Source organism: Lignipirellula cremea (genome assembly GCF_056501455.1).
The window spans coordinates 634,619-659,182 of record NZ_CM151415.1 but is presented as its reverse complement, the minus strand read 5'-3'; the positions used below and the strand labels follow the sequence as shown (position 1 = coordinate 659,182).

General features: G+C 65.1%; 15 protein-coding genes. 3 read left to right on the top strand and 12 right to left on the bottom strand.

Annotated features, from left to right (window positions below; genetic code table 11):
- Nucleotides 1-199: 199 nt before the first annotated feature.
- The gene (locus SH602x_RS02650; RefSeq protein ID WP_479475326.1) at nt 200-1,564 is read right to left on the bottom strand and encodes a Gfo/Idh/MocA family protein; all 1,365 of its coding nucleotides are present in this window, start codon (nt 1,562-1,564) and stop codon (nt 200-202) included.
- 549 nt (nt 1,565-2,113) lie between these two features.
- On the opposite strand from SH602x_RS02650, the gene SH602x_RS02645 reads away from it, so the two are divergent.
- Nucleotides 2,114-3,547 carry a hypothetical protein gene (locus tag SH602x_RS02645; protein ID WP_479475325.1) on the top strand — a complete coding sequence of 478 codons (1,434 nt, stop codon included), beginning with the start codon at nt 2,114-2,116 and terminating at the stop codon, nt 3,545-3,547.
- A gap of 304 nt (nt 3,548-3,851) precedes the next feature.
- On the opposite strand, the gene SH602x_RS02640 is transcribed toward SH602x_RS02645, so the two are convergent.
- Complete coding sequence (locus tag SH602x_RS02640; RefSeq protein WP_479475324.1) at nt 3,852-4,952, bottom strand: hypothetical protein; 1,101 nt, start codon at nt 4,950-4,952, stop codon at nt 3,852-3,854.
- Between the two features lie 328 nt (nt 4,953-5,280).
- On the bottom strand, nt 5,281-6,276 hold the full coding sequence (locus SH602x_RS02635) for a metallophosphoesterase (RefSeq protein ID WP_479475323.1): 996 nt from the start codon (nt 6,274-6,276) through the stop codon (nt 5,281-5,283).
- A 1,038-nt stretch (nt 6,277-7,314) separates the two neighbouring features.
- On the opposite strand from SH602x_RS02635, the gene SH602x_RS02630 reads away from it, so the two are divergent.
- Both SH602x_RS02630 and SH602x_RS02625 read left to right on the top strand, forming a co-directional pair.
- The gene (locus SH602x_RS02630) at nt 7,315-10,713 is read left to right on the top strand and encodes an aminotransferase class I/II-fold pyridoxal phosphate-dependent enzyme (RefSeq protein ID WP_479475322.1); all 3,399 of its coding nucleotides are present in this window, start codon (nt 7,315-7,317) and stop codon (nt 10,711-10,713) included.
- 126 nt (nt 10,714-10,839) lie between these two features.
- Complete coding sequence (locus SH602x_RS02625) at nt 10,840-11,319, top strand: hypothetical protein (RefSeq protein ID WP_479475321.1); 480 nt, start codon at nt 10,840-10,842, stop codon at nt 11,317-11,319.
- A 58-nt stretch (nt 11,320-11,377) separates the two neighbouring features.
- Here the strand turns inward: SH602x_RS02625 and SH602x_RS02620 are convergent, their stop codons facing one another.
- The 9 genes from SH602x_RS02620 to aspS form a co-directional block, all read right to left on the bottom strand.
- The gene (locus tag SH602x_RS02620; RefSeq protein ID WP_479475320.1) at nt 11,378-12,805 is read right to left on the bottom strand and encodes a hypothetical protein; all 1,428 of its coding nucleotides are present in this window, start codon (nt 12,803-12,805) and stop codon (nt 11,378-11,380) included.
- Between the two features lie 19 nt (nt 12,806-12,824).
- Nucleotides 12,825-14,240: a hypothetical protein gene (locus SH602x_RS02615; protein ID WP_479475319.1), complete on the bottom strand. Its 1,416-nt coding sequence runs from the start codon at nt 14,238-14,240 to the stop codon at nt 12,825-12,827.
- A 23-nt stretch (nt 14,241-14,263) separates the two neighbouring features.
- On the bottom strand, nt 14,264-15,670 hold the full coding sequence (locus SH602x_RS02610) for a hypothetical protein (RefSeq protein ID WP_479475318.1): 1,407 nt from the start codon (nt 15,668-15,670) through the stop codon (nt 14,264-14,266).
- A 163-nt stretch (nt 15,671-15,833) separates the two neighbouring features.
- The gene (locus tag SH602x_RS02605) at nt 15,834-16,382 is read right to left on the bottom strand and encodes a hypothetical protein (protein WP_479475317.1); all 549 of its coding nucleotides are present in this window, start codon (nt 16,380-16,382) and stop codon (nt 15,834-15,836) included.
- 151 nt (nt 16,383-16,533) lie between these two features.
- Complete coding sequence (locus tag SH602x_RS02600) at nt 16,534-16,887, bottom strand: hypothetical protein (protein ID WP_479475316.1); 354 nt, start codon at nt 16,885-16,887, stop codon at nt 16,534-16,536.
- 155 nt (nt 16,888-17,042) lie between these two features.
- On the bottom strand, nt 17,043-20,216 hold the full coding sequence (locus SH602x_RS02595; protein ID WP_479475315.1) for an efflux RND transporter permease subunit: 3,174 nt from the start codon (nt 20,214-20,216) through the stop codon (nt 17,043-17,045).
- Between the two features lie 210 nt (nt 20,217-20,426).
- Entirely contained in the window at nt 20,427-21,866 is a 1,440-nt protein-coding gene (locus SH602x_RS02590) for an efflux RND transporter periplasmic adaptor subunit (RefSeq protein WP_479475314.1), read from the bottom strand.
- A gap of 156 nt (nt 21,867-22,022) precedes the next feature.
- Nucleotides 22,023-22,493, bottom strand: coding sequence for a hypothetical protein (locus SH602x_RS02585; protein ID WP_479475313.1), 471 nt, complete (start codon nt 22,491-22,493; stop codon nt 22,023-22,025).
- 215 nt (nt 22,494-22,708) lie between these two features.
- Nucleotides 22,709-24,481, bottom strand: a complete 1,773-nt coding sequence (gene aspS / locus SH602x_RS02580) for an aspartate--tRNA ligase (protein ID WP_479475312.1) — start codon at nt 24,479-24,481, stop codon at nt 22,709-22,711.
- Nucleotides 24,482-24,564 lie beyond the last annotated feature (83 nt).

Sequence of the window (24,564 nt, the reverse complement as noted above, 5' to 3'; positions counted from 1 at the left end):
CGGCGCAAAATGAAAGCAGGTCTGGCGGGAACCAGACCTGCTTCCGAGAAAAAAGAAGAGCCGAATAGGGCTACACAATCGGGCGGCAAAGGCTTCGGGATGCGGGGGGTAGCGGTTCCGCGAACGTCCCTTAGCGGTCTCTGTCGCAGGCGGGAGAGGGCACTCCAAGGTCTGTGGGAGAGAACTTGTATCCGAGACGCTACGCGTCGATTTCGTAACCCGCTCGCGGCTCGCGCGACTGCATCGCGCGGGCCTGATCGTCGCCGACGACCTGCTGGGTATCGGGATCCCATTGGATCTCCCGGCCCAGGCGGATCGCGATGTTAGCCAGGTGGCAGTTCGTCATCGCCCGGTGATGGGTGAAGACGTCCGAAACGGGTTGCTTCTCCGCCGCGATCGAGGAGAAGAAGTTCCGCATGTGGGCGTTGCCCTTCGTGAAGTCGTCGCCGCCGTAGATCTGGGTCATCAGATCCTCGGGCAGCGGCTTCTCCTTCAGGTCCTCGACCGGCTTGCCGGTGAGCTTGCCGCGGTTGACGAAGAAGCGACCTTCCGTGCCGGTGAAGAGCACGCCGTTCTCTTCGTCGTCGCGGATGATCATCTTCAGCCCGTCGGCGAACTGCAGCGCGACGTTGAACTTCGTCGCGGCGTTGTATTCGTTGTCGCGGGTCGGCATGCCCCGCTCGTCGAGCGGGACGGGATGCGTCGCGCTGACGGGGGTCACCTTGACCGGGCCGGTCTTGTCCTTGCCCGAGGCCCACGAAGCGATGTCGACGTGGTGCGCGCCCCAGTCGGTCATCTTGCCGCCGGAGTATTCGTACCACCAGCGGAATTCGTAGTGGCAGCGGCGGGGGATGAAGTCGACCATCGGAGCCTGGCCGAGCCACATATCCCAGTTGAGCTCGGGCGGAACGGGCTCCGTCTTGAGCGGACCGCTCGCGGGAGCGCCGCCGATGCGGCATTCGATTTCCTGAAGCTGGCCGATGCGCCCGTCGCGAACGAGCGCGACCGCCTTCAGGAACAGGGCGCCCATTTCGCTGCGCTGCTGAGTGCCGACCTGAAAGGTCTTGCCCGTCTCTTCGACGGCCTGGCCGATCAGCTTGCCTTCGTCGATGGTCAGGGTCAGCGGCTTTTCGCAGTAGACGTGCTTGCCCGCTTTCAGGGCCTCGATCGCGATCTTCGTGTGCCAGTGGTCCGGCGTGACGATCGTGACGACGTCGATGGACTTGTCGTCGAGGAGCTTGCGATAGTCCTCGTGAACGACGGGGGTCCGCTTCTGACGCTCTTCGACCTTCTTCACGCCTTTGGCGGCGTGGTTCTTGTCGACGTCGCAGACCGCGACGCAGTCAGCGAACTCCATCGCGTTGGGACCGACGCCGTCCCAGCGACTGCCCGTGCCGATGCAGCCCAGCTTCAAGCGTCCGCTGTCGGCGGGATTCGACTCCTGAGCCGACAGCGAAGTCGAGAAGTAGGGAACGGCCATGCCCGCGGCAGCGACCGCGGCGGAAGTCTTCAGAAATGCCCGGCGATCGTTGTTACGAGGAGCCGAGGGGTTTCGCGAAGCCATGCGTTCTCGTCGCTGGAGGCAAGTCTGGGGAAGCGATTACATCTGCAAGGGTCGGTTCGACGGTGGCCGGCGAACAAGAGATCGCCGGCTGAGAGGGTCCTCTTATGGTATCGATTGTCGCAGGTCTGTAAAGCAGCGGTGCAGGATTTCTCCTAAAGAACCTCCTAAGGGAGCCAGACAACGCATTGCAATTGAATTGCGTTCTCAACGACGGGTATTTTCGCTGGGCAAAAGAAAACCCCCGTAAGTCAGCGACCGACGGGGGCTTGGGGGCTTCAGGGACCGTTGCGAAAGGACTCTTCGCGACCGGAAGCGTCACTGCGGGAGCGTAAAACTCGCCTCCTGGGGGGATTCAGAAATTGTCGCTTTCAGTCTCGTGCGTGGCGCCGGCAGTACGGGATCGCGCGATCGGGCGTTTCTACCGCAATCGTCGTTCTGCTCCCGATCGCTACGCGCCGTCGGTCTCCTCATTCAATTGGGCGAAGCGCAGAATGTAGCGTCGTCCGCGCTGCGTCGTCCTGCTGCGCAAGTTCGCGAAGGAATCTCCGCTTGGGCGCGAATCTCCGAACGCACTGGTTGCCGAACGGTCGCATCGATCAGGTCGAACCGGCGATCAGCGCCTGGCTGTCGGCCAAAGGCTTCGAGCCGAACGACCGCCCGTCGCAGATTTGGGTCCAGCATCTGGGCGGGCGGGGGCTCGTCCTGGCGGAAAACGAACGGGGTGTCGCGATCTGCTACAGCGAAGTCTGGAGCGAAGGCGACCGGCTGATCTTCGAGTTGCGAAGGCTCGGGCCGATCCTGCTCGAATGCTGGCTGCACGACAGCGATATCTGGGGGTACAAGCTGCTCCGCGAGGGGGAGACGATCGCCAGCTTCTGCTCGAATCCGCGGTACTTCGGCGGCGAAGATTTCGACGCCGAGGCGATTCGCCTGGGGCGAAACGGCGACGCGCGGCTGCTGACCCAGACGCTGGGCATCGAGGAGAAGGAACCGGAACTGCGCGCGCTGCAGGTGAAGAAGCGCGTCTTCGCCGAGAGTCTGACCGACGCCTTCGCCGATCTGATCGAAGCGCCGGCGCTCGCGCTCGACTATCAGGACTGGCAGGAACTCGGCGTGCACGCCTATCCCCACGCGATTCGAGAGGTCGCCGGTCACCGCATTCACGCGATCGTCTACGTGCCGCGAACGGCCCCGGGCGACCGGGGCTGGAGTCTGCACCACGTGCCGGCTCGACAGGTCGCGTCGCCGGTGCCCGGCGAGTTCGTCGGCGATCCGGCCGCGATCACGGAAGGGATGATCTGGACGATCGCCGTGTTGCGGGCGCTCGCGATTCCGATCGGCCTGCTGATCCGCGCGATCGCGCTGCCGATCGTGCTGGTCCTTCGCTTTCGTCCCCACTGGATACTGGGAAGGATGCGCGCTCCCGCGGGAAGCTTCGAGGAGTCGGCGCTCCGTCGGGCCCTGCGAGAGCTCGCGCTGGAGGAAGGGAATTCAGACTCGCAAGCGTTCGTCCAACAGGGCGAACGCTACGTGCATCAGGGATACGGCATCGCCCTGACGCCGGCGCCGGGCGTGACGATCGACCCCTCGCCGCCTCACTCGTCGTTGTGTCTTCTTCGCCTCCACGAACAGGTCGGCATGCTGGCGGTACGCGACTTCGACTCGACGGCGATGCTGCTCGGCAACCTGCCGGGCGAAGTGATCGAAGACCTGTGCGAGACGACGCCGGACGGACTGCCGTTGCGATTCGTCACCTGCGAAATCGCAGCCGCGGCAGCCGCGATTCGACTTCATCAGACTCGTCAGGCGCCTACGAAAAGTCGCCCGTCCGACGAGCCGCCTGCTCGTTCGCGAATGTTCTTCGCGCTGGTGCAGGAGGAGCGCTTCGTGTACCTGCTCAACATGGCGCTGCACGAACAGCAGGAAGCCTCTGCCGAGGCATTGAAAGCGACGCTGCGAAGCTTTCGACGCAACGTGCCTTAACGGTTCGTGCGTCGCTGGCGTCGTGATCGGTCTATCGTTCGACGTCACTCATGTGTGCCATGCCCACGTCGCGAAGCAGCGTGGGCATGTTAGGTTCGGGCGGCCCTGTACATGCCCACCCTGCCTTCGGCGATGTGGGCATGGCACACAGAAGCCGAAGCCTGACGCCGAACGATAGACCGACCGGCAGGTCAGGCATCGCGTGACGCCTACTCGCAGCGGCCCGAAGGACCGAACCCTGAAGTGTAAAGTCGCGCGGACGACGATGTCCAAGAGATCTCGACTCGCGGGTCTGGCAGACGGGTCAGTCATCGGCCGATGCTGCGGTAGCGTCGTACTTCAACGCCGTTTCGCGGTCGATCTTTTCGCCCGACAGGTAGTACTGGATGCCCTCGGAAATCCAATCGGTGACGACGCAGCCTTCGTGCGCCGCCGAGAATGCGAGAGCGGCTGCGGGCGTAACGGGCTCCTTGAAGTTGACCCACCGAAGATTCGTCAGCGAATGGAGTTGCTCGAGGCCGTCGTCCGTGATGCCGTCGATCACCAGACGCTCCAGGCGCGTCAGCTTGACGATCGAGTTCACGTCCGCATCGCTGAGCGAACTGTGCGCGACGCGGAGTTCCTTGAGCCCCTCGGCCTTCGCCAGCCCAGTGTAGAAGTCTGCGTCAGACGGTCGCACGAGCAAAAGATTGAGAGACTCCAGTTCGGGCAGCGAAGCGAGAACCTCCATATCCGCCCGCGACGCCGGCCCGTCGAAGATCTGCACGTAGCGCAACTCCTTCAGCGCCGAAAGTCCGGCGATTACGTCCCTGGAAGGGGACGCCGGTTTCAGAACCACGCGGCGGAACCGCTCCGGCGAAGCGATACGGGCCAATCCCTCTCCGGTAACGGCCGTCGACTGAAGGGATAGCTCCTGCAGGTTCGGCAGCGGCGTCAGCGCGTCCAGCGAATCGTCCGTGAATGCGGAGCCGGAAAGTCCGACGATCTCCAGTTCCGGGAATCGGGCGAGCGTCGCCAGAGCTTCGCGCTGCGCTTCGTCCTCGGGGTCGTCGCCCGTGAGATCGACCCACCTAACCGGCGCCCGACCGGATGCGCCGAACAGTCGCGCCGCGAAGGAAGGAACGCTGTCCCAGTTCGCCGATTCGAACCGATAGGGCGTCGCCGGATGATTCCTCCACCCCTCGGCGCTCCCAACGTAGATCGTCGCGCCCGACTGCTTCAGCGTTTCGATCGCGGCGTCTTCTCGTCGGATCTGCACGAAGTTCCTGCCGACCCAGGCGAAGAACAGGCAGAAGAGCAGCGCGAAGACGAAGAGGGACCTAAGTCCGAAGCGGGGAAGGAGTCTGCGCGAAGGCGGACGTTCGCTCCGCGGCGAGGGCGCGTCGAGCGCTTCAGAAGGCGTCATGGTTCCGCCCGATCCGCGTTCGAGGCTGAAGAGAAGGGCGTGCATCCGGCTGATTCAGACTACCCGACGCCGTTCCAAGAGGCGAAGGAATCTGCAGTCCGGCGCCTTCCTCGCACCAAGGCCGGCTACGGAGAAATCCACTGCATGAATCGCAACGCTGCTTGCGCTAACGCGACGCCGACCACGACGCCCAGTGCGAGTTGAAGAAGCGTCTTCCACAGAACGGCCTTCTGCCGCGGAACCTCGCGCGGAGCCTCCCCCGGCTCACGCGGCGACTCATACGGATTCTCGCTGTCGCCCATGCCGGCAACGCTCGATGGACAGGAAGCTACGCGTCCGCGCTGACGCGATCGGGGGTGAGCGCCGGCTGGAGGTCGATCTCGTGGCCTTCGTCGGTGACGAGCCGCCACTCGGGCCAGCGGAGCGCCGCGAGTTGAGCGCGAAAGCCGCAGGTCTTGTCCACGCGACGCTCGAGCCACCGCTTGCCGACCGAGTAGTCGATGCAGATCGCGCGGCCCGGGACGTTGAACGCGAACGGGTCGTCCTCCTCGAAGACGTGCAGTTCCGGTGCGTCGGTCGGTTCGGCGATCCGCCAGTAGTGGCCGAAGACGACGGGAACGCCGGGCAGTTCGCGATCCCACCACCGCACGCGCTGCTTGTTTCGCTGCTTGCCCGCGCTCACGTAGACTCGGGCCGAAGGTTCTTCAGGCCCCGAAACGATGACCCGGACGGCGTTTTCGTTCTGCATCGCGACGCCCCAGTCGACCGATCCCTCCGGCCAACGCTCGGCGATCTGCTTCGCCCGGTCGTGCTCTTCGTCGTAGAACGCCAGCAGCCCGAGCGACGTCTGCTCCGCGCGGGCGATCGACGCTTCATGAGGCGAGGCATGCACGACGATCAGCCGCTCGCCGATCAGCGCCAGGGGGAGCTGCGACGCGAAACGGTCGAACTCCTCGCGAAAGGCTTCGTCGGCCAGAACCTGCGGATCGACCGGGCCGCGTCCGTCGTTCGATTCCTGGCGACCATAGAACCAGGCGTTGCCCATCCGTTCCAGGCGACGCAGCAGGTTGAATTCGTGGTTGCCGACCACGGCTTGGGCGTTACCCGCCTCGATCCAGTCGCGGACGAGTCGCACGACGCCCGGACTGTCGGGGCCGCGATCGACCAGATCGCCCACGAAAATCAGCCGGCGCCCCTCGGGGTGGGATCCGTCTGCCCGATAGCCGAGCCGGCGAACCAGATTTCGCAGCGGTTCGAGCTCGCCATGCACGTCGCCGACGATGTCCAGCGGCCCATCCGGCAGCGCCGCGATCAGTTGTCCCATCGCATCGAAATTCAGGAATCGGGCATCAGAAAGTCACGCCGGAGAGCGGCGCCTTGGTCGACAGGAACGCACCTCTCGGCAGGAGCCAAGGGAGAGAAGCAGGGTTCATGCCGATTCGCGGAAAGCTTAACGCCTATTCTATCTGGGCTTGGCTTCCACGAGAGCCTGTCCGGGGCGAGCGGAGCGAGTAAGCCCTCCGTGTTTTCTTGGCGACGCATTCACTGCAAGCACGGCGAGCCGACGTCCTCCGCTCGTCAGAAATACCGAAGCAGCGCGCCAAAGGCAGGCCTTCCCCGGCTCTTAGGGAAACCCGCTATGGCATCGCGGGACATTCCCCCAGAGAGGCGTTTGCGCGCGAAGACTACCGGAATATCTTCCGCGGTCCGCCGGGTTTAGCGAATTGTCACCGTCGGCACGACCGGGTTAAGATGGTGAATCCGCTGAATCCGTGCAATTGGAAGCGAAAACGTTCAGCCCGGCCCCGAGCGCCGGACGAAGTTTGGAATCGGCGTCCTGCTTGTTCGTCGCACGACGGCGTTTCGGCCCGCTTTGCGCGCTGCGAGCCCTTTCGACGTCGGACGTACGAGCGGAACCCACGGAACTTCCCGGGCGTTTCGCTCGACGACGATTACGAGCGGAGCGTCGAATCGGCGTTGCCGGATATCGCGTAATCGCCGCCGATCGCGAAGCGTTCGGCGGAAAGCAGCGGCGGAGAAGTAGTGAATCAGTGACCGGCGCATCGGTCGGGCGACGAACCCCAGTTCGTTCGTCGGCGATGCACGAATGGAGCGTCGAACTCGGCTATGCCGGGTGACGCATAGCGCCTGCACGACTGCGGCGACGATCTGGCCGGCGATCTTCGACGGCCCCGGCGTTCTTGACGGAACGCTGACGGGGCGCGAAATCGTCGCCGGGCGTCGACGGAGCGCGAGCCTTTCCTCGAACGACTTGGCGACGGCTGACAGCCCGGCGTCGGGACCGTCGGTAACACGACGCCCCGGCAGCCGCGTTTCGATCCGCCGTACGGAGACCGCATAGGTGAACCTCGACGAAGCCTTCCTGCCGTACCACCCGCCGAAGAGTCATCTGGTCGACAGGCTTCGCTACTGGGCTGAACACAAGCCGAACGATCTCGCCTTCCGCTACCTGCGGGACGGAGAGAACGACTGCGTCGATCTGACGTACGCGGAGCTCGACCGCGCGGCCCGGGCGTGCGCCGCGTTCCTGCAGTCGAAGAACCTGCAAGGCGAGCGGGCGCTGCTGCTCTATCCGCCCGGGCTCGATTTCGTCATCGGCTACTTCGGATGTCTCTACGCCGGCACGGTCGCCGTTCCGGCCTATCCTCCGAAGAAGAACCGGACCGTCACCCGCATCCAGGCGATCGCGCAGGATGCCGAGGCCAAGATCGCGCTGACGGTCGCCGTCGAACTCGAAAAATTCGATCAGCAGCCCGACGCCTTCGACGAAGCGCCGCAGCTTCGTAACCTGATCTGGCAGGCGACCGACGCGCTCGATCCGGCCCTCGCCGATCAGTGGAAAGCGCCTGCCATCGATCCGACCGATCTGGCGATGCTGCAATACACGTCCGGCTCCACCGGCACGCCGAAGGGAGTGATGCTGACGCATCGCAACCTGATCAAGAACTGCCAGTACATCGCGGAGCTGTTCCAGGGATTGCCGGGGGGCAGCGGCATGACCTGGCTGCCGCTCTATCACGACATGGGCCTGGTCGGCGGCGTGCTCAAGCCGATGTTCATCGGGCGCCCCAACGTCCTGATGTCGCCGATGGCGTTTCTGGCGCGGCCGGTTCGCTGGCTGAAGGCGATCTCGACCTACGGCATCACGATCAGCGGCGGACCGAACTTCGCCTACGAACTCTGCAACGAGAAGGTCGACCTCGCCGACTGCGAAGGGCTCGATCTGTCGAAGTGGACGCTCGCCTTCAACGGCGCCGAGCCGATCCGCGTCGAGACCCTCGAAAAGTTCACCAAGAAGTTCGCGCCGTACGGCTTCGCGCATAGCTCGCACTATCCCTGCTACGGCATGGCCGAGACGACGCTGCTCGTCACGGGCGGCAAGAAGCAGGATCCTCCCGTGGTCCGCACGTTCGACGGTACGGAACTCGACGCGAAGCGCGTCGCGCTCGCCGACGAGAACGATTCGCACGGTCGTCGTCTAGTCGGGTGCGGCAAGCCGGTCGCCGAAGAACGGATGATCGTCGTCGATCCGCAGATCCGCCAGGAACTGCCGGTCGGCGAAGTGGGCGAGATCTGGATCGACATCCCGTCGAAGGGTCTCGGCTACTGGCACAAGCCTGACGTCACGCAGGAGACGTTCCACGCGTACCTCGCCGACGGCAAGACGGGGCCCTTCCTCCGCACGGGCGACCTCGGCTTCCTCTACGAAGGGGAGCTCTTCGTCACCGGGCGCCTGAAGGATCTGATCATCATCCGGGGGGTCAATCGCTATCCCCAGGACATCGAACAGACCGTCGAGCGGGCCCATCCCAAGATCCAGTCCAACGGCGCCGCGGCCTTCGCCGTCGACCAGGCGGGACGCGAACGGCTGATCGTCGTGTGCGAGGTCGAACGCTCGCCGCTGCTCGATTACGACCCCATCATCCAGAGCGTGCGTCAGGCCGTCTCCGCCGAGCATGACGTGCCGCCCGACGGGGTGGTCCTCGTGCGGAAGCAATCGATCCCGAAGACGTCATCGGGCAAGATTCAGCGCCACGCGTGCAAGCAGGAATACCTCAAGGGCGAGCTGATCGAGATCGCCCGCTGGACCGCCGGCGACGCGATGGCCGCCCGAGCGACCGTGAAGCCGGGCGAAACGCCTCCGCTTTCAGGCACCGACGGCGAAGTGGCTCAGCCCGACTCGACCGTCGTAGCCATCGTCCTTCAAGCGATCCGCGACATCGGCCAGGAACGTGCTCGCGACCTGACGCTGGAAACGAACCTGTTGGAACTGGGACTCGATTCGCTCGAGCGAACGCAGATCGCCGCGACGCTGGAAGACGCGTTCGGCGGGCGCTTTCCCGACGAAGTCCTGGCCGAGATCGAGACCGTCCGCTCGGTCGCGCTCGCGGTGGAGCGTCATCTCGGCCCCGCGCCGCAGAAGGTGCATCCGCTTCAGAAGGCGCACAACGGCGCCTCGAAGCGCTCCCACACCGGCGAAATCCCGGAGAGCTTCTACCGCTTCGATTCGCTGCCGGAGTACGAGCGCCTGAAGGCGTCGATGCGGATGCTGGAGGCCTCCGGCACGCGCAACCCCTTCTTTCACTCGCACGAGTCGGTGACGTCGGCGACCGCCCTGATCGAGGGGCAGCGGGTCATCAACTTCTCGAATTACGACTACATCGGCATGTCCGCCGACACGGTCGTCCAGGCGGGCGCCAAGGCGGCCATCGATCGCTTCGGCACGAGCGTATCCGCCAGCCGGCTCGTCAGCGGACAGAAGACGATCCACGACGAACTGGAACGCGAGATCGCGGAATTCCTGGGCGTCCCCGCGTCGCTGTTGTTCTCCGCCGGTCATGCGACGAACCAGTCCACCATCAGCCACCTGATGGACAAGGACGACCTGATCCTGCACGACGCGCTGGCCCACAACAGCATCGTCGCGGGCGCCGAGGCGTCGAAGGCCCGCCGCCGCGCGTTCCGCCACAACGACTGGCAGCATCTCGACGAACTGCTGTCCGATCTCAGGGCGGAATATCGCCGGGCGATGATCGTCGTCGAAGGCGTCTACAGCATGGACGGGGACTTCCCCGACCTGGCCAAGTTCATCGAGGTGAAGAAGGCTCACAAGGCCTGGCTCTACGTCGATGAGGCCCACTCGCTCGGCACGATGGGCGCCACCGGCCGCGGCATCAGCGAGGCGCAGGGTCTCGACCCGAACCAGGTCGACCTCTGGATGGGCACCCTCAGCAAGTCGCTGGGAAGCTGCGGCGGTTACGTCGCGGGCTCTAAGGAACTGATCGAGTACCTCAAGTACACGAACCCCTTCTTCGTCTTCTCCTGCGGCATCTCGCCCGGCAACGTCGGCGCGGCGCTGGCGTCGCTCCGGCAGCTCAAGAAGCACCCGGACCGGGTGAAGAAGTTGCAGGACAATTCGATGCTCTTCCTGCGGCTGGCACGCGAGGCCGGCCTCAACACCGGATCGAGCCAGGGCACCGCCGTCGTGCCGGTGATCACCGGTTCGTCGATCCTGGCCCTCGAACTGTCGCAGTCGCTGCGAGAGCAGGGCGTGCATGCCATGCCGATCCTGTACCCGGCAGTCGCCGACGAAGAAGCCCGCGTCCGCTTCTTCATCAGCAGCATGCACACCGAGGCCCAGATCCGGACCACGGTCGAAGCGACCGCCGACTCCCTCGAACGCCTCCGCCGCCGCGACTCGCACGAGCCCGAAACGGTCGAGACCGTGCGTCAGGGCTGAGCGAAATCTCGCTTCTGCCGAGCGGGGGACGACAGTCCCCCGAGGCCGTGTAAACGAGATCGTTCGATCTCGTCATCGTCGTCGTGCGGAGTATCGACCCGCATCGCTTCCATCGTCGCTGACGGCATGACGAATCCGTACGCATCGCCGCAGACGGGAGCCGGGCCTTCTCCCTCGGAAGGACGCCCGTCCGATGCGAACCTCCCGCGGCAAGGCGCCGGTTCTCGGTTCTGCGGGATTCTCGTCGGTCTCCTCGCGGTCCTGATCGGCGGCCCGACGCTGTTCGCGGGGCTGGTGTCCGCGGACGCTGTCGAGTGGATCATCCTCGCCCTCGCGGGCGCGACGCTCGTTAGTCTGGGGCTCTCCGCTGCGTTCGGAGTGCGCTGGGCCGTCTACGCGATCGCGGCGCTCGCTTTCGCGTGGCTGGCGTTCCTGGCGATCGAACTATGGTTCGTGACGTCGATCGAGGAGATCCCGCGGCGGAACGCGATCCTGATCATTCGCATGTTCGCTGCGGCGCCCGCGCTCATCGTCGTCGCTCTCGCAGCGCTGGGCATGACGTTCGACGTCGCTTCGCGTCGACGCAGCGCGGTATCCGAACGCTGAGCTGGGGAAGTCCGGAGCGAACCGCTGGACTCGAACGACGCCGAAGGCGCCTGCGATCCTACGCGGCCGCGCGATCGGCGAGCAGCCCGCTCTCGTCGCCTCGCTTCCGCCCGAAGAGCCTCCGCACCGCGACCCACGCGAACAGGACCAGCGACAGCCCGAACGTCACGCGATGCCACCGCAGCCAGGGAAGTTTCCGCCGCGGCGGAAGCATCTTCGCGTCGAACAATTCCGGCGTCACGTGCGACAGGTCGAGGTCAGTCGTGAAGTCGTAGCGGGCGACTCCGACGTAATTGACCGGAATGAGGGCGGCGATCGCATCGGGAACCGTCGGTCCCGCGGATCCGTACAAGCGACCGAGCGTCCACTTCTCGGCGACGACCCAGGCGCCCTCCCGACGCAGTTCGCCGCGATAGACGTCGTTGTCGATCTGCGGAACGTTCGGAGGAGGCACGGCGCCCTCCCTACGGCTACCCCGCACGTCCCACGCTTCCAGCGTCCAGTCGAGATCGGCCCGTGCGACGAGCGAAATCGCGTAGACGTCGCCGTCGAAGCCTTCGACCGAAAGCGGCGGCAAGTCGAAGCGATAGGTCCGTTCGTCGATCTGTCCGACGCGAACGCCTGCGCTCGATCGGAGCGCCGCATCGAACTTCGCGTCGACCAGACGACTCTTCAGACCGGCTCGCAGACTCTCCTGCGGGTCGTAAAGGCCCGGCGACGCGTCGGGAGCGAAGCTCTCCCGCACTCGTCCCGGATCGTTCCAGCGAAAGACCTGTTCGAAGCCGTCCGGCGTAGAGACGAACGCGTCGCTGGACTCCGGCCTGTCCAGTTCGAAGCTTCCTTCCAGCGCTTTGAACGCCGTCGATCCGTCTCGCGCGAAGAAGCCGCGAGTTTCGGCGAACGACGCGCCGACGATATGTGCCGTCGTGTTCGAGGGCGGCTCACGCGATTCCCGCGAGTCCCACGCTTCCACGAACCGTTCGATCGCCCGCCGGGCCTCGGAATCCTCGATCGGTTTCGCTTGCGGCAAGGGATTGACGTTCGCGGAAATCGGGAGCGCCGTCAGCGGCTCCAGGCGGAAGCCTGCCTTCGCGGCGATCGACTCCGGCGAGGCAGTTCCTGGCGGGTTATCCCGTGCGTCGATCAGCGTGACGAACGGGAGGCTCGCAGCCCTGTCCAGTAAATCGCGCGGGATCGGATCGAAGAAGTCGATGCGAATGATGCGAGAGCGAAGCGACGTCAGCGGAAGCCAGGCCGGTTGCCACGACTGCGGCGGCGTCGCCCTCATATCGCGAACCTCGCCGGAGTCACGACGATACATGACCCCGACTCCCGCCTCCGCCAGATCCGCCAGCAGCGCTTCCTCTTCCTGCCAGAGATCGAGATTCCACTTCGCCCAGCCTGCGACGCTGACGAACAGCAGCATCGCGGCGAAGAGCGTCAGAAAGCCGAATCGCGGAATCCGGCGAAGAAGAAAACGGAGCATGAGCGGACCTTCTATGGATCTATGCATGCAAGACTTCTTCTGGCCGCTTTCGCTCGACGAGCTTCCGCACCGCAACCCATCCGAACAGCGCGAGCGACAGCCCGAACGTCACGCGATGCCACCGTAGCCAGGGAAGCTCCCGCCGCGGCGGAAGCATCTTCGCGTCGAAGACTTCCGGCATAACGTGCGAGAGGTCGAGGTTCGACGCGAAGTCATACTTCCCCATCCCGGCGGTGCGGAACGGAGTCAGCGTCGCGGGCTGACCCGGCGCCGCGGCGGGCGTTTGCTGCAACCGGTCGTTCACCCACTCTTCGACGACGACCCAATCGCCTTCGCGTCGCAACGTGCCGCGATAGGAGACGCTGGCGATCGGCGGCAATCCGGCAGGCGCGGCCGGCCCTTCGTCGCGAATGCCCTGCACGTCCCACGCTTCCAGCGCCCCGTCGAGATCCGACCGTATGATCAACGTGACCGTGTACGCGTCTTCGCAATCGACTGCGGGATAGTCGACGACGATCGCCGGCAAGTCGATGCGATACGTCGCCTCGTCGATCCGCTCGACCCGTGCCTGATCCGGATCGCGAAGAAGGGCCTCGAACTGTTTATCGATCCCGTACGTCCCGAGGTTCTCCTGGAGAGCGACCTTCGGATCGAACGCGATCATCTGCGGGCTCGCGCGAACGAACAGATCCTTCGTCTGCTCCGCGTCGTCGAGACGATTGATCTGCTCGAATCCTGCCGGCGTTTCGATGAAGGCCTCGTTCGACCAAGGCGTCCAGGTCGAGAAAGAGCCGTCGTTCGCGACGAAGCGAATGTCATCGCCGCGGGCCTGAACGATGCGCATCGGGAAGGGCAGCACGAGCAGCGTGTCCGCCGTTCCGCTCGTCGGAGCCTTCGCCGGATGGTTCCATGCCTCGATGGTTCGCCCGAGAGGCGCCGACATGGCCGATGCTTCGATCGGCTCGCCGCGCGGCAGTTTCGCAACGCTCGTCTTCAGGTCCTGAGCGTCGAGCGCTTCCGGTTCGAGTCCGAGTTTCCTGGCGATCGCTTCCGCAGGCATCGTCGGCGCGACGATCAGCGGGCCGCCCAGGTTCGCCGTCCTGACGTACGGCAGCGTCGCCGCGCGCTCCATCAGTTCCCGCGGAACAGGACCCCGCAGAAAGAGGCTGTCGATCCGCCACAGCATCGGCGGCGTCCAATGCCAGACGCTCCAGGGCTGCTTCCAGGCTTGCTTCGTTTCGACGACGACGCCCGAGCTGCGTGTATAGGAATAGTCCACGCCCGCCTTGGCGAGATCCGCCAGCAGCGCCTCCTCTTCCCGCCAGAGATCCAGGTTCCACTTCGTCCAGCCGGCAACGCTGACGAACAGCAGCATCGCGGCGAACAGCGTCAGGAAGCCGAACCGAGGTATCCGGCGAAGAAGAAAGCGGAGCATGGGCGGACCTCGTCTTAAGGGATCTATACATGCAAGACTTCTTCTGGCCGCTTTCGCTCGACGAGCTTCCGCACCACAACCCACGCGAACAGCGCGAGCGATAGCCCGAACGTCACGCGATGCCACGGCAGCCTGGGGAGCTCTCGCGGGGGAAGCATCTTCGCGTCGAAGACTTCCGGCGTCACGTGCGACATGTCGACGTCGGACGTGAAGTCGTACTTCGCGACGACGGAGTCTCGCATCGGATCGATCTGGTCGGGATAGGCGGGACTTCGCAAGCTCCCCATCACGAGATCTACCGTCCACGATTCGGGGACGATCCAGTCGCGTTCCCGCCTGAGAACGCTCCGGCAGGAGAGGCTGGCGATCGGACCGATGAACGGAAACTTCGAGACGTCGCCCGTTCGCGTCCCCTGCACGTCCCACGACTCGATGGCCCAGTCGAGGTCCGACCTCGCGATCAGCGAAATCGCGTAAGCGTCTTCGCAAGGCGCCGAGGTGAACTTCAAGACGAAGGCGGGTAGATCGAACCGATAGGACGTCTCGTCGATCCGTTCCACCTGGATCGCGTTGACGTCGCCGAGCGCCGCGCGGAACTGCGCATCGAAGCGCAACACGTCGAGATTTTCCTTCAGCGCCGTACGCGGTTCGAAGCCGGGCAGGGGCGAGGATGCTGCGAAGGGTTTACCGAACGCCGAAGCCTCCTTTCGACCGACCTGTCGAAACTTCGCCCCTTCGCAGACGAACGTTTCATCTGAGTCCGGCGTCCTGATTTCGACGTGGCCGTCCCACAGGAAGAGGCTCTTCCCGGCGTCGCATGCCGCGAATATCCGGTGGCCCTTCGAGTAAACGTTGTACATCGTGCCGAGCTTCGGCGGCGGCGGCGGTCGGTCGGCGTCGAGCGCCGCGATCATGCTTTCGATCGCGAACGCCTTCGCTTCCCCTTCGACGCTTTCGCCCCGCGGCAGCGGCGGGAGATCGACCGTCCGCTCAGGCGTCGGCAGGGGCGTCACTTCCAATCCCGCGAGGGCGGCGATCGATTCTGTCGAAAGCGATTTGTCAGGGCGTCCGTTGCCCGAGATAGATCGCATGTACGGCAGCCGGGCCGCGCGTTCGAGCAGTTCCTGCGGCTCGCCGTGCCGGAACTTCATCTCCTCGATCCGCGAGAAGCGCTCGACGATCGGTGCGTACCAGGCCGGAGGAATCGTCCAAGGTCCCGGAAACGCGTCCGTTTCGACGGGATCGGCGAGTCCCCGTCGATACGTGACCGCCAACCCTTTTTCGGCGAGATCCGCCAGCAGCGCCTCCTCTTCCTGCCAGAGATCCAGGTTCCACTTCGCCCAGCCGGCGACGCTGACGAACAGCAGCATCGCGGCGAACAGCGTCAGGAAGCCGAACCGAGGTATCCGGCGAAGAAGAAAACGGAGCATGAGCGGAGTCGGCTCGTGGACGATGAAGCCGCAGGCGACGATTCGCCCCGGGCATCGTACCCTCTGGTCCAGAGCGGTTCGATCGTTTTCGTCGCCGGCGTTGCGTCCTCGCCAGACGCGGCCTCGGGGGACTCACGTCCCCCGCTCGCCTGTTCGGACGGGGTCAATCGTGGTCATGACCTTCATGATCGTGATCATGCCCTTCATGATCATGATCGTGCACGAGCTTGCCGCGGTACTGCTTGCCGGAGATGGAGACCACGAGGGTCGCATCGTCGTGGGCGTGATGGAGTTCGTCGGAGAGAGCCGCGTCGGTCGAGGCGAATCGCGAGGTCAGCGGCGCCGGATCGTCGGCCTCGGGCGACGCGGCGACCTTGAACTGCATCGGTTCCCCTTCGTGCGTGACGTTGATCGTCACGTCGGCCGCTTCGATCGGCACGGCCGCCTTCGCTGACGCGTCCAGAATATGAATCGTCACCGACTTCGCCGTCTCGTCATGCAAGATCTCGGCATGATGGACGTCCGAGCCGATCTCGACGATCTCGCCGCCGTGCGGACCGTGGGCGTCGTGGCTATGCCCCTCATCGCCGCCGGGCAGGGCGGGCGGAGCGCCGTCGACGACGATCGCTTCGTCCGTCTTCGTGCAGCCGAACGGGAACAGAAGAACTGCGGATAGCGCGAGGCCGGCGCCGAATCGAAATGCATGCGACATTCGTGAGGATCCTGAGCTGAGAGAAAGTGCGTAAGGCGAGCGGAGGGCGTCAGCCCTCCGTGATTCCGATTCGTTCGTCGTGCCGAAGACACGGAGGGCTCACGCCCTCCGCTCGCCAGATCGATCGAACGACGCGTCGATCCGAAGTCCGTCAGTGCTGATGCTGCGTCTCGAAACCGGCTGCCTTCAGCCAGGTCTCCCACGAGTGGGCCGATTCGTGCGACGGCGCCTGAAGCGAGCGCCATTCGACGCAGCGATAGGTGACGTCGACGTGATCGCCGTGGGCTCCGGTCTTGGCCTCGGCACCGAGACGGGCGACCGTATCGGCGAAGGTCTTCGCCTGTGCCGGGTCAGGGAAGTGCTGGGCCTTCCAGGCGGTCAGTCGGAACTTGACGATCTCCGCGCCGCTGGCGAAGGCGGGCGCGATCAGCCCTGACGCGAAAAAGCCCGCCAGGAGGGCTCCCGCCAGGAGAGCCGTCTGTTTCCGTTGCATCCGAACGAACATGCTTTCGATCCTTCTTGAAGTGAAAAAGTTCCGTACGTCATTCGACGCGGCGGAGTTCTTCGAGTCCGACTTTCGTAGGGTGGGTCATTGACCCACCTCTTCGACTTAATGCTTGGGGCCGAGGTGGGTCAATGACCCACCCTACGGGAAGGAGGTCACCCGTCGCTTACGTCCGTCAACTCGACCTTCGATTCCTCGTGCTCGACCGTCCCTCTCGCGGCGCCGATGCCGAGGGTCCAGAAGAACGCGGGCCGCACGAGGAACTCCAGCGCCGTGCTTGAAATCAATCCGCCGATGATGACCGTCGCCACCGGATAGAGAATCTCTTTCCCCGGCTCGCCCGCGGCGAGCGCGAGCGGCGCCAGGCCGATCCCCGACGCGAGCGCCGTCATCAGGACGGGCGACATCCGTTCTTTGCCCGCGCGGATGATCATCTCCTTCGACCACGTTTCTCCTTCGTGCTTCACGAGGTGGAGATAGTGATCGATCAGCAGAATGCCATTGCGCGAGGCGATGCCGCAGAGGGAGATGAACCCGACGATCGCCGCGATGGTCAGCGTCTGATCCGTCACGTAGAGCGCGGCAACCGCGCCGATGAACGCCGTGGGCAGGGCGACCATCACCTGCAGCGCGAGGTTGATCGAACGGAACATCGTGAACAGCACCAGGAAGATGCCGACCAGCGAGACGCAGAACAGGATCGCGATCGTCCGAGACGCCGACTGCTGGCTCTCGAACTGGCCGCCGTACTCGATGAAGTAACCTTCGGGCAACTCCGCCTCGATCGGGCCGACGCGTTCCTTGATGTCGTCGACGACGTCAACCAGTCCCCGGCCGCTGACGTTGCACTGCACGACGACCCGCCGACTGACCTGCTCGCGGTTCACGGCGTTCGGCCCCGACGATTCGTAGATCCGCGCGACGTCCTCCAGCTTCACCGCTCCGCCGTCGGGCGTTTCGATGCGCAGCCGCCGCAGCGCCTGCAGGTCTTCGCGGTAGGGCTCGTCGAGCCTGACGAGCAGATCGAACCGCCGCTGGCCGTCGACCACTTCGGAGATGACGCGTCCCTGCATGGCGGTCTCGACCAGCTCGTTGACGTCCATCCGCGTGAGCCCGTACTCGAACAGCTTCTGACCGTCGGCTTCGATGCGGAGCTGCGGGATTTCGACCTGCGGCTCCATCTGCAGGCCGCGGATCCCTTCGATGCCGTTCATCGCGGCCTGAATCTTCGCGGCTTCGCGACGCAGAACCTGCAGATCCTCGCCGTAAAGCTTGACCGCCACCTGCGCCTTGACGCCCGAGAGCATGTGGCTGATCAGGTGGGCGAGGGGCTGTTCGACCGCGATGACCACGCCCGGGACGTCGGCCAGCGCGTCCTCGATCTCCTCGATCACCTCCTCGCGACTGCGGGGAGACTCCGGATCGATCGTGGCGATGTACTCGGTGATGTTGACGTCCATCGCGTGCTCGTCGAGTTCGGCGCGACCCGTCTTCCGGACGAAGGCCACGACGTCGTCCAGCTCGCTGAGGGTCGCGTCGACTTTCTCGGCCACCTCGCGACTGGTGCGCAGCGACGCTCCCGGCGGCAGCACGACGTTGATCTGCATCGCCCCCTCGTTGAAGGGCGGCAGAAAATCCCGATCGAGCTGCGATACGCCGATTCCTGCGACGAGCGTGGCGACGCCCGCCAGCGCGAGCACCAGCCAGGGAACCGTCAGGCTCGCCCGCATCACGCCGCCCGCGATCTTCTTCAGAAAGCGCACGAGCAGGCTGTCGGTATGCGTTCCCTTGTAGGCCAGATGACCGAGCAGGACGTAGCTGAGCGCGGGCGTCACCGTCAGCGAGACGCCCAGCGACGCGATCAGCGACACGGCGTACGCCACGCCCAGCGGTCGAAAGAGCTGCCCCTCCATGCCCGACATGGCGAACAGGGGGACGAACGCCAGTACGACGATGATCGTGCCGTAGACGATGGAGTTGCGGATCTCGCAGCTCGCCCGATAGACGACCAGCAGGGGATGCAGCGGCGCCGCGGCGTGTCGGTTTTCCCGCAGGCGACGATAGATGTTCTCCACGTCGACGATCGCGTCGTCGACCAGTTCGCCGATCGCGACCGCCAGGCCCCCCAGCGTCATCGTGTTGATCGACAGGTCGAATGCGGCGAAGACGAGCGCCGTGGCGAAGATCGAGAGCGGGATCGCGGTGAGCGTGATGAACGTCGTGCGGAAGTTCATCAGGAACAGAAACAGGATCACGACGACCAGCAGGCTGCCGTCGCGAAGCGCTTCCATCACGTTGTCGACCGCCCGGTCGATGAAGTCCTTCTGCAGGTAGAGGTCGGGCAGGATGCGGATGCCCGGAAGTTCCTCGTCGACCTTCTCCAGCGCCGCGATCACCTTGTCCGTGACGGCGCGGGTATCGGCGCCCGGTTGCTTGCTCACGGTGATGACGACTCCGGGCCCGCCCTGCATGACGCCGGCCTGATCGCGGGCGAACGCGGAACTGTCGCCCCGCTTGGTCTGCCCCGCTTCGACGACCCGGGCGACCTGCGACAGGGCGACCGACTGCCGGCCGACGCGTTTCACGGCGATCCGTTCGATCTCCTCCTTCGTCGTGACGCGACCGAGCGAACGGACGAGGTACTCGCTGGGCCCCTGCCGGTCGAGATAGCCGCCCGAGGCGTTCTGGTTGCTCTCCTCCAGCGCCTGCTCGACCTCGTGCAGGGTGACGCCCATGCGGAGAAGCGACTCCGGATCGACCAGCACCTGAAACTGCTTGCGATCGCCTCCCATGACGATCACCTGCGACACGCCGGGGATCTTCAGCAGGCGCTGGCGGACGTTCCAGTCGGCGATCGTCCGGAGTTCCATCGGCGTGACGTCGCCGCTCTCGGCGTACATGCCGGCGATCAGGATCTGGCCCATGATCGAGCTGATCGGCATGAGCTGCGGCTTGGCGTCTTCCGGCAAGCTGCCCGAGATCGTACTTAAACGCTCGGTCACGATCTGGCGGTCGACGTTGATGTCGGTCCCCCAGTCGAACTCGATGTTGACGACCGACAGGCCGACGCCCGACTGGCTGCGCACGGCCTCGACGCCGGTCGCGCCGTTGACTGCCGTTTCGATCGGAATCGTGACGAGCGTCTCGACCTCTTCCGGCGCCAGGCCATGGGCCTCGGTCATCACCACGACCCGCGGTCGATCGAGATCGGGGAAGACGTCGATCGGCAGCGACATCGCCTGCCACATGCCGTACGCCGTCAGGAACGCCGCCAGCGCGAAGACGAGCAGGCGGTTCCGCAGCGAGAATCGAATGACGGCGTTCAGCATGTCAGGCTCGGTTCAGGTAGCTCGTACGTTCGGTTTCTTCCTGAGCGGGGGATGAAAATCCCCCGAGTCCGGATCTCTTCGCAGCGCTCAAACCTCGGGGGGTTTACACCCCCCGCTCAGAACGGTGTCTTCTTGCATGGCAGGCGCCATCGCCTGCCATGAACCCTCGTACCAGCATCGTGGCAGGCGAGGGCGCCAGCCCTACAAGACTCAATGGTTATGCCCCGCGTGCGGATCGACGCCGCCGCCGGCCTGGTTCTTGAGGGCGAGATGGATCTGGTAGGCGCCCGTTCCGGCGATGACGTCGCCGGGGAAGAGCAAGCCGCCCGGTCCGAGTACGGCGAACCGATCGTCCCGCATCGCGACATGCACCGGCACGCGCTCGAACGCGCTTCCGTTCTGGCGATAGACGAACGTCTCCGCCCCGTCGTCGACGACCGCGTTCGCGGGCAGCACGAAGCGCTTCTCGAACGTCTCCAGCGGCGCCCGGAGCGTCATCCGCTGGCCCGGCTTGAAACGCCAGTCGAGAAACCGCAGGCCGCTGGCGTCGCGTCGATCGGCCGCGATTTCGTTGGGCAGACTGACGTAGAAGCGGAACGCGCGGGAGTCGGGATCGACCGTGTCGGCGAGGTAGAGGATCGACAGGTCGGTTACTTCGCCCTGACTCCCTGAACCCGGGCCGCCCGTGCCCGAACCTCCGCCGACGGAGCTCAGCGTGGCGGAGAGTTTGCGCCCTTCGACCATCGCCTGTCGAAGCTCGTCGGCGTCGTCCTCGAAAGCCATCCCCTCCACGTAGAGTTCGCAGTGGTCGGCAAGCATCGCCAGGAGCCCTCCGATCTCGACCAGTTCCCCCTTCTTCACCGGCACCTGGGCGACGGTGAAGAGATGGTCTTCCTTGCAGTTCTCGCCCGCGTGGTCATGCGCCGGCGCCCGGATCGTGACGAACTGGACCAGTTGCCGCGTCTGCAGGATGCCGGCGACGTCGTTTTCGTTCAGGCCGTGCAGGAGGAGCGTCTGCCGGTCGGACTGCAGCGTCGCCCGCAGCTTCTGCAGTTCGTACTCCAGTTCCAGCAGTCGCTTCCCCGCGACGACCCCCTGGTCCAGCGTCTTCAGCCGCGCCAGTTCGCGCTCGACGACGGCGATCGCCTCGGACGTCTTCAGAAGCTCGCTTTGCGATTGAACCAGATCCTCATGCGTCAGGCGCAGCTCGAAGAGGGGATCGCCCTCCGCGACGGCGACGCCCTGAATGACGTGGATCTCCGTGACCACGCCCGTCAGCGGGGCGGTCACCAGCAGTTGCGAGCGACCCGGCCGTTCGACGACGAGCGCCGGGATCGAGGTCGATTTCTCGTAGGGCCGGAGTTCGAGCGCGAACGGCTCGAACCCGACGTTCCTCAGTGCCGCGTCGGAGAGCTTGATCGAGTTCCCCTCGTCGCCGTGATCGTGGCCCGCATGGTCTTCGCCCTCGTGATCATGGCCGGAATGATCGTCGGCAGGAGCGGTCGCGGCGCCGCGCAGCTCCGCCAGCCTGGTCGTCGCCCAGGGCAACCAAAGGCGATACGTAGCCGCCAGAGCGCCGGCGGCGCTCAGCACGACGACGACGGTCCCGACAAGGGCGAAGGTACGCAAACGAGGAAGGCGCATATTCATGGGAAAGGCTTTTCGGCGGCGGCGTTCTTCGTAGGGTGGGTCATTGACCCACCTTCTTCGAGTCCAAGCGCTGCATCAGGTGGGTCGATGACCCACCCTACAGGGATGCAAGCCGGGAGCCCTTGCGCAGCAGGCGCAAACGGGCGGGCGGAGCCGCTAAACCAGCAGCACGCCGAGAGCCAGATGTCGGCGCAAAGCGTGGCCGACGTGCGAGGGCGGGGGGGCGTCGAACGCTCGCCTCGGTTCCGGCTGCGAGACGCTCCAGGACGCGACCAGCGTCGCGACGGGCAGCGTCAGATCGCATGCCGCCAGCGAATGCTTGAGCAGCGACGCGCCGCTCTCGTCCGTCTGCGGGAACGAACAATGCTCGCCGCAGCCGTCGCGGGAGGAATCGTGCGGGCTGCCCAGATGCGTCCGGCCGTCCGACGCCTCGGCATGCTTCGAACGCTCGGAAGCGTCCGAATGCGCCGCCGGTTCCTCGCCGCAAGCATGGGCAGGACACCCGCACGAAGCGGATCCGTTGGGCGACGCCGTCGACGCGGCATGGTCGTGATGCGCGCAGCAGCCCGCCGTCGCGTGCCAGAGCACGGCGATCGCCGTCAGGAGAACTAGAGCGCTGCGGACCATATGGGGAATCTTAGGCCCAGCGCCCCTGTCCGTACAACGCCGAAAGATTCCCGAACGGCGAGCGGGGGATGTGAATCCCCCGAGTCTGTCGATCGAGCGTAGCGAAGAGCGAGCGATGGCGATCAAGGTTTCCCGTCGACCAGAACCGCGTTCGCGACCGAAGATCGCGAACCGGACTCGGGGGATTTACATCCCCCGCTCGCCAATAAGACCGCTCACTCCTTCGTCGTCGTCCGGATCGACAACTCGCGAAGTTGCCTCGCGTCGACCGTGCCGGGGGCCTCGGTCATGACGTCCATCGCCTTCTGCGTCTTGGGGAAGGCGATGCAGTCGCGGATGTTGTCCAGCCCCGCGAAAAGCATCACCGTCCGGTCGATGCCGAGCGCGATCCCGCCGTGCGGCGGAGCGCCGTACTTCAGCGCGTCGAGCAGGAAGCCGAACTTTTCGCGCGCGGCCGTCTCGTCGATGCCGAGCAGTTCGAATACCTGCGACTGCTCCGCGCCGTCGTGGATCCGGATCGTGCCGCCGCCCGCCTCGAAGCCGTTGATGACCAGGTCGTACGCCTGCGCGCGGCAGGCCTTCGGGTCGGTCTTCAGCAGTTCGCGATGCTCCTTCAGCGGCGCAGTGAAGGGATGGTGCATCGCGACCCAGCGCTTTTCTTCCGCGTCCCAGTCGAACATCGGGAACTCGACGATCCACGAGAAGTGCATCGCCGCAGGATCGTACAGCTTCAGGTCGGCGCCTGCCTTCCGGCGGAGACCGTTCAGCGCCTTGCAGGTGACCTCCCACGTGTCGGCGCTGAACAGGATCAGGTCGCCCGGCTTGGCGTCGAAACGCTCGACGAACTTCTTCAGCAGATCCTCGCTGAAGTTCTTCGCGATCGGGGAGAAGACCGTGCCGTCCGGTTCGATCCGGAACCAGGCCATTCCCTTGGCGCCGAAGTCGTGCTGCACGTACTCGGTCAATCCGTCCAGCACGCGGCGGGTATAAATCGCCGCGGCGCCGGGCGCCTTGAACCCGCGTACGAAGTTCCCTTCCTCCGCGACCTGCTTGAAGACGCGGAAGTCGGACTCCTTCGCCAGGTCCGTGCAGTCGAAGATCCGGCAGTCGAACCGCAGGTCCGGCGCGTCGTGGCCGTACAGCCGCATCGCCTCGTCGTACGTCATCCGGGGCAGCGGCGTTTTCAGCTCGATACCCAGGAACTCCTTGGCCAGGCCGACCATCAGTTGGTCGATCATCCCCATGACGTCGTCCGAATCGACGAACGACATTTCCAGGTCGAGCTGCGTGAACTCGAGCTGGCGGTCGGCCCGCTGGTCCTCGTCGCGAAAGCACCGCGCGATCTGCACGTAGCGGTCGTACCCCGCCACCATGAGGATCTGCTTATAAAGCTGCGGCGACTGCGGCAGGGCGTAAAAGTGGCCCGGATGGACGCGGCTGGGAACGAGGAAGTCCCGCGCCCCTTCCGGCGTGCTGCGCCCCAGCATGGGGGTTTCGACTTCCAGGAAGTCGCGCTCGTGGAAGAACGCCCGCATGTTCTGGATCATGCCGCTGCGAAGGGCGAGCGTGTCCTGCATCTTCTTGCGACGCAGGTCCAGAAAGCGGTACTTCAGCCTGAGCTCTTCGCCCGGCAGTTCCTGCCCGCCCGGGAAGAACGGCGGGGTGGGGCAGGGGTTCAGAATCTCGAAGGCGGTCGCCTTGACCTCGATGCCGCCCGTGGCGAGCTTCGGGTTGTCCTGACCGGCGGGGCGGGGTTCGACCTTGCCGGTGATCTTCGCGACCGATTCGCGTTCGAGCTTGCTCGCGCGTTCGACGATCTCGGCGCCCAGTTCGGCGCCGACGAGGACCTGCGTCGTGCCGTACCGATCCCGGAGGTCCAGAAACACCCCGCCGCCGTGATCGCGCTTGTGATCGAGCCAGCCGCAGAGCGTCACTTCCTGGCCGACATGCTCGGGTCGCAGCTCGCCGCAAGTGTGGGTGCGTAGCAAAGAAAACTCCTGACGGGCGTGCGATCGCGGGTGTCGAAGCGCCGGAACCGTCTGGCCTTTCAGAAGTTAGGCACAGTCATCCC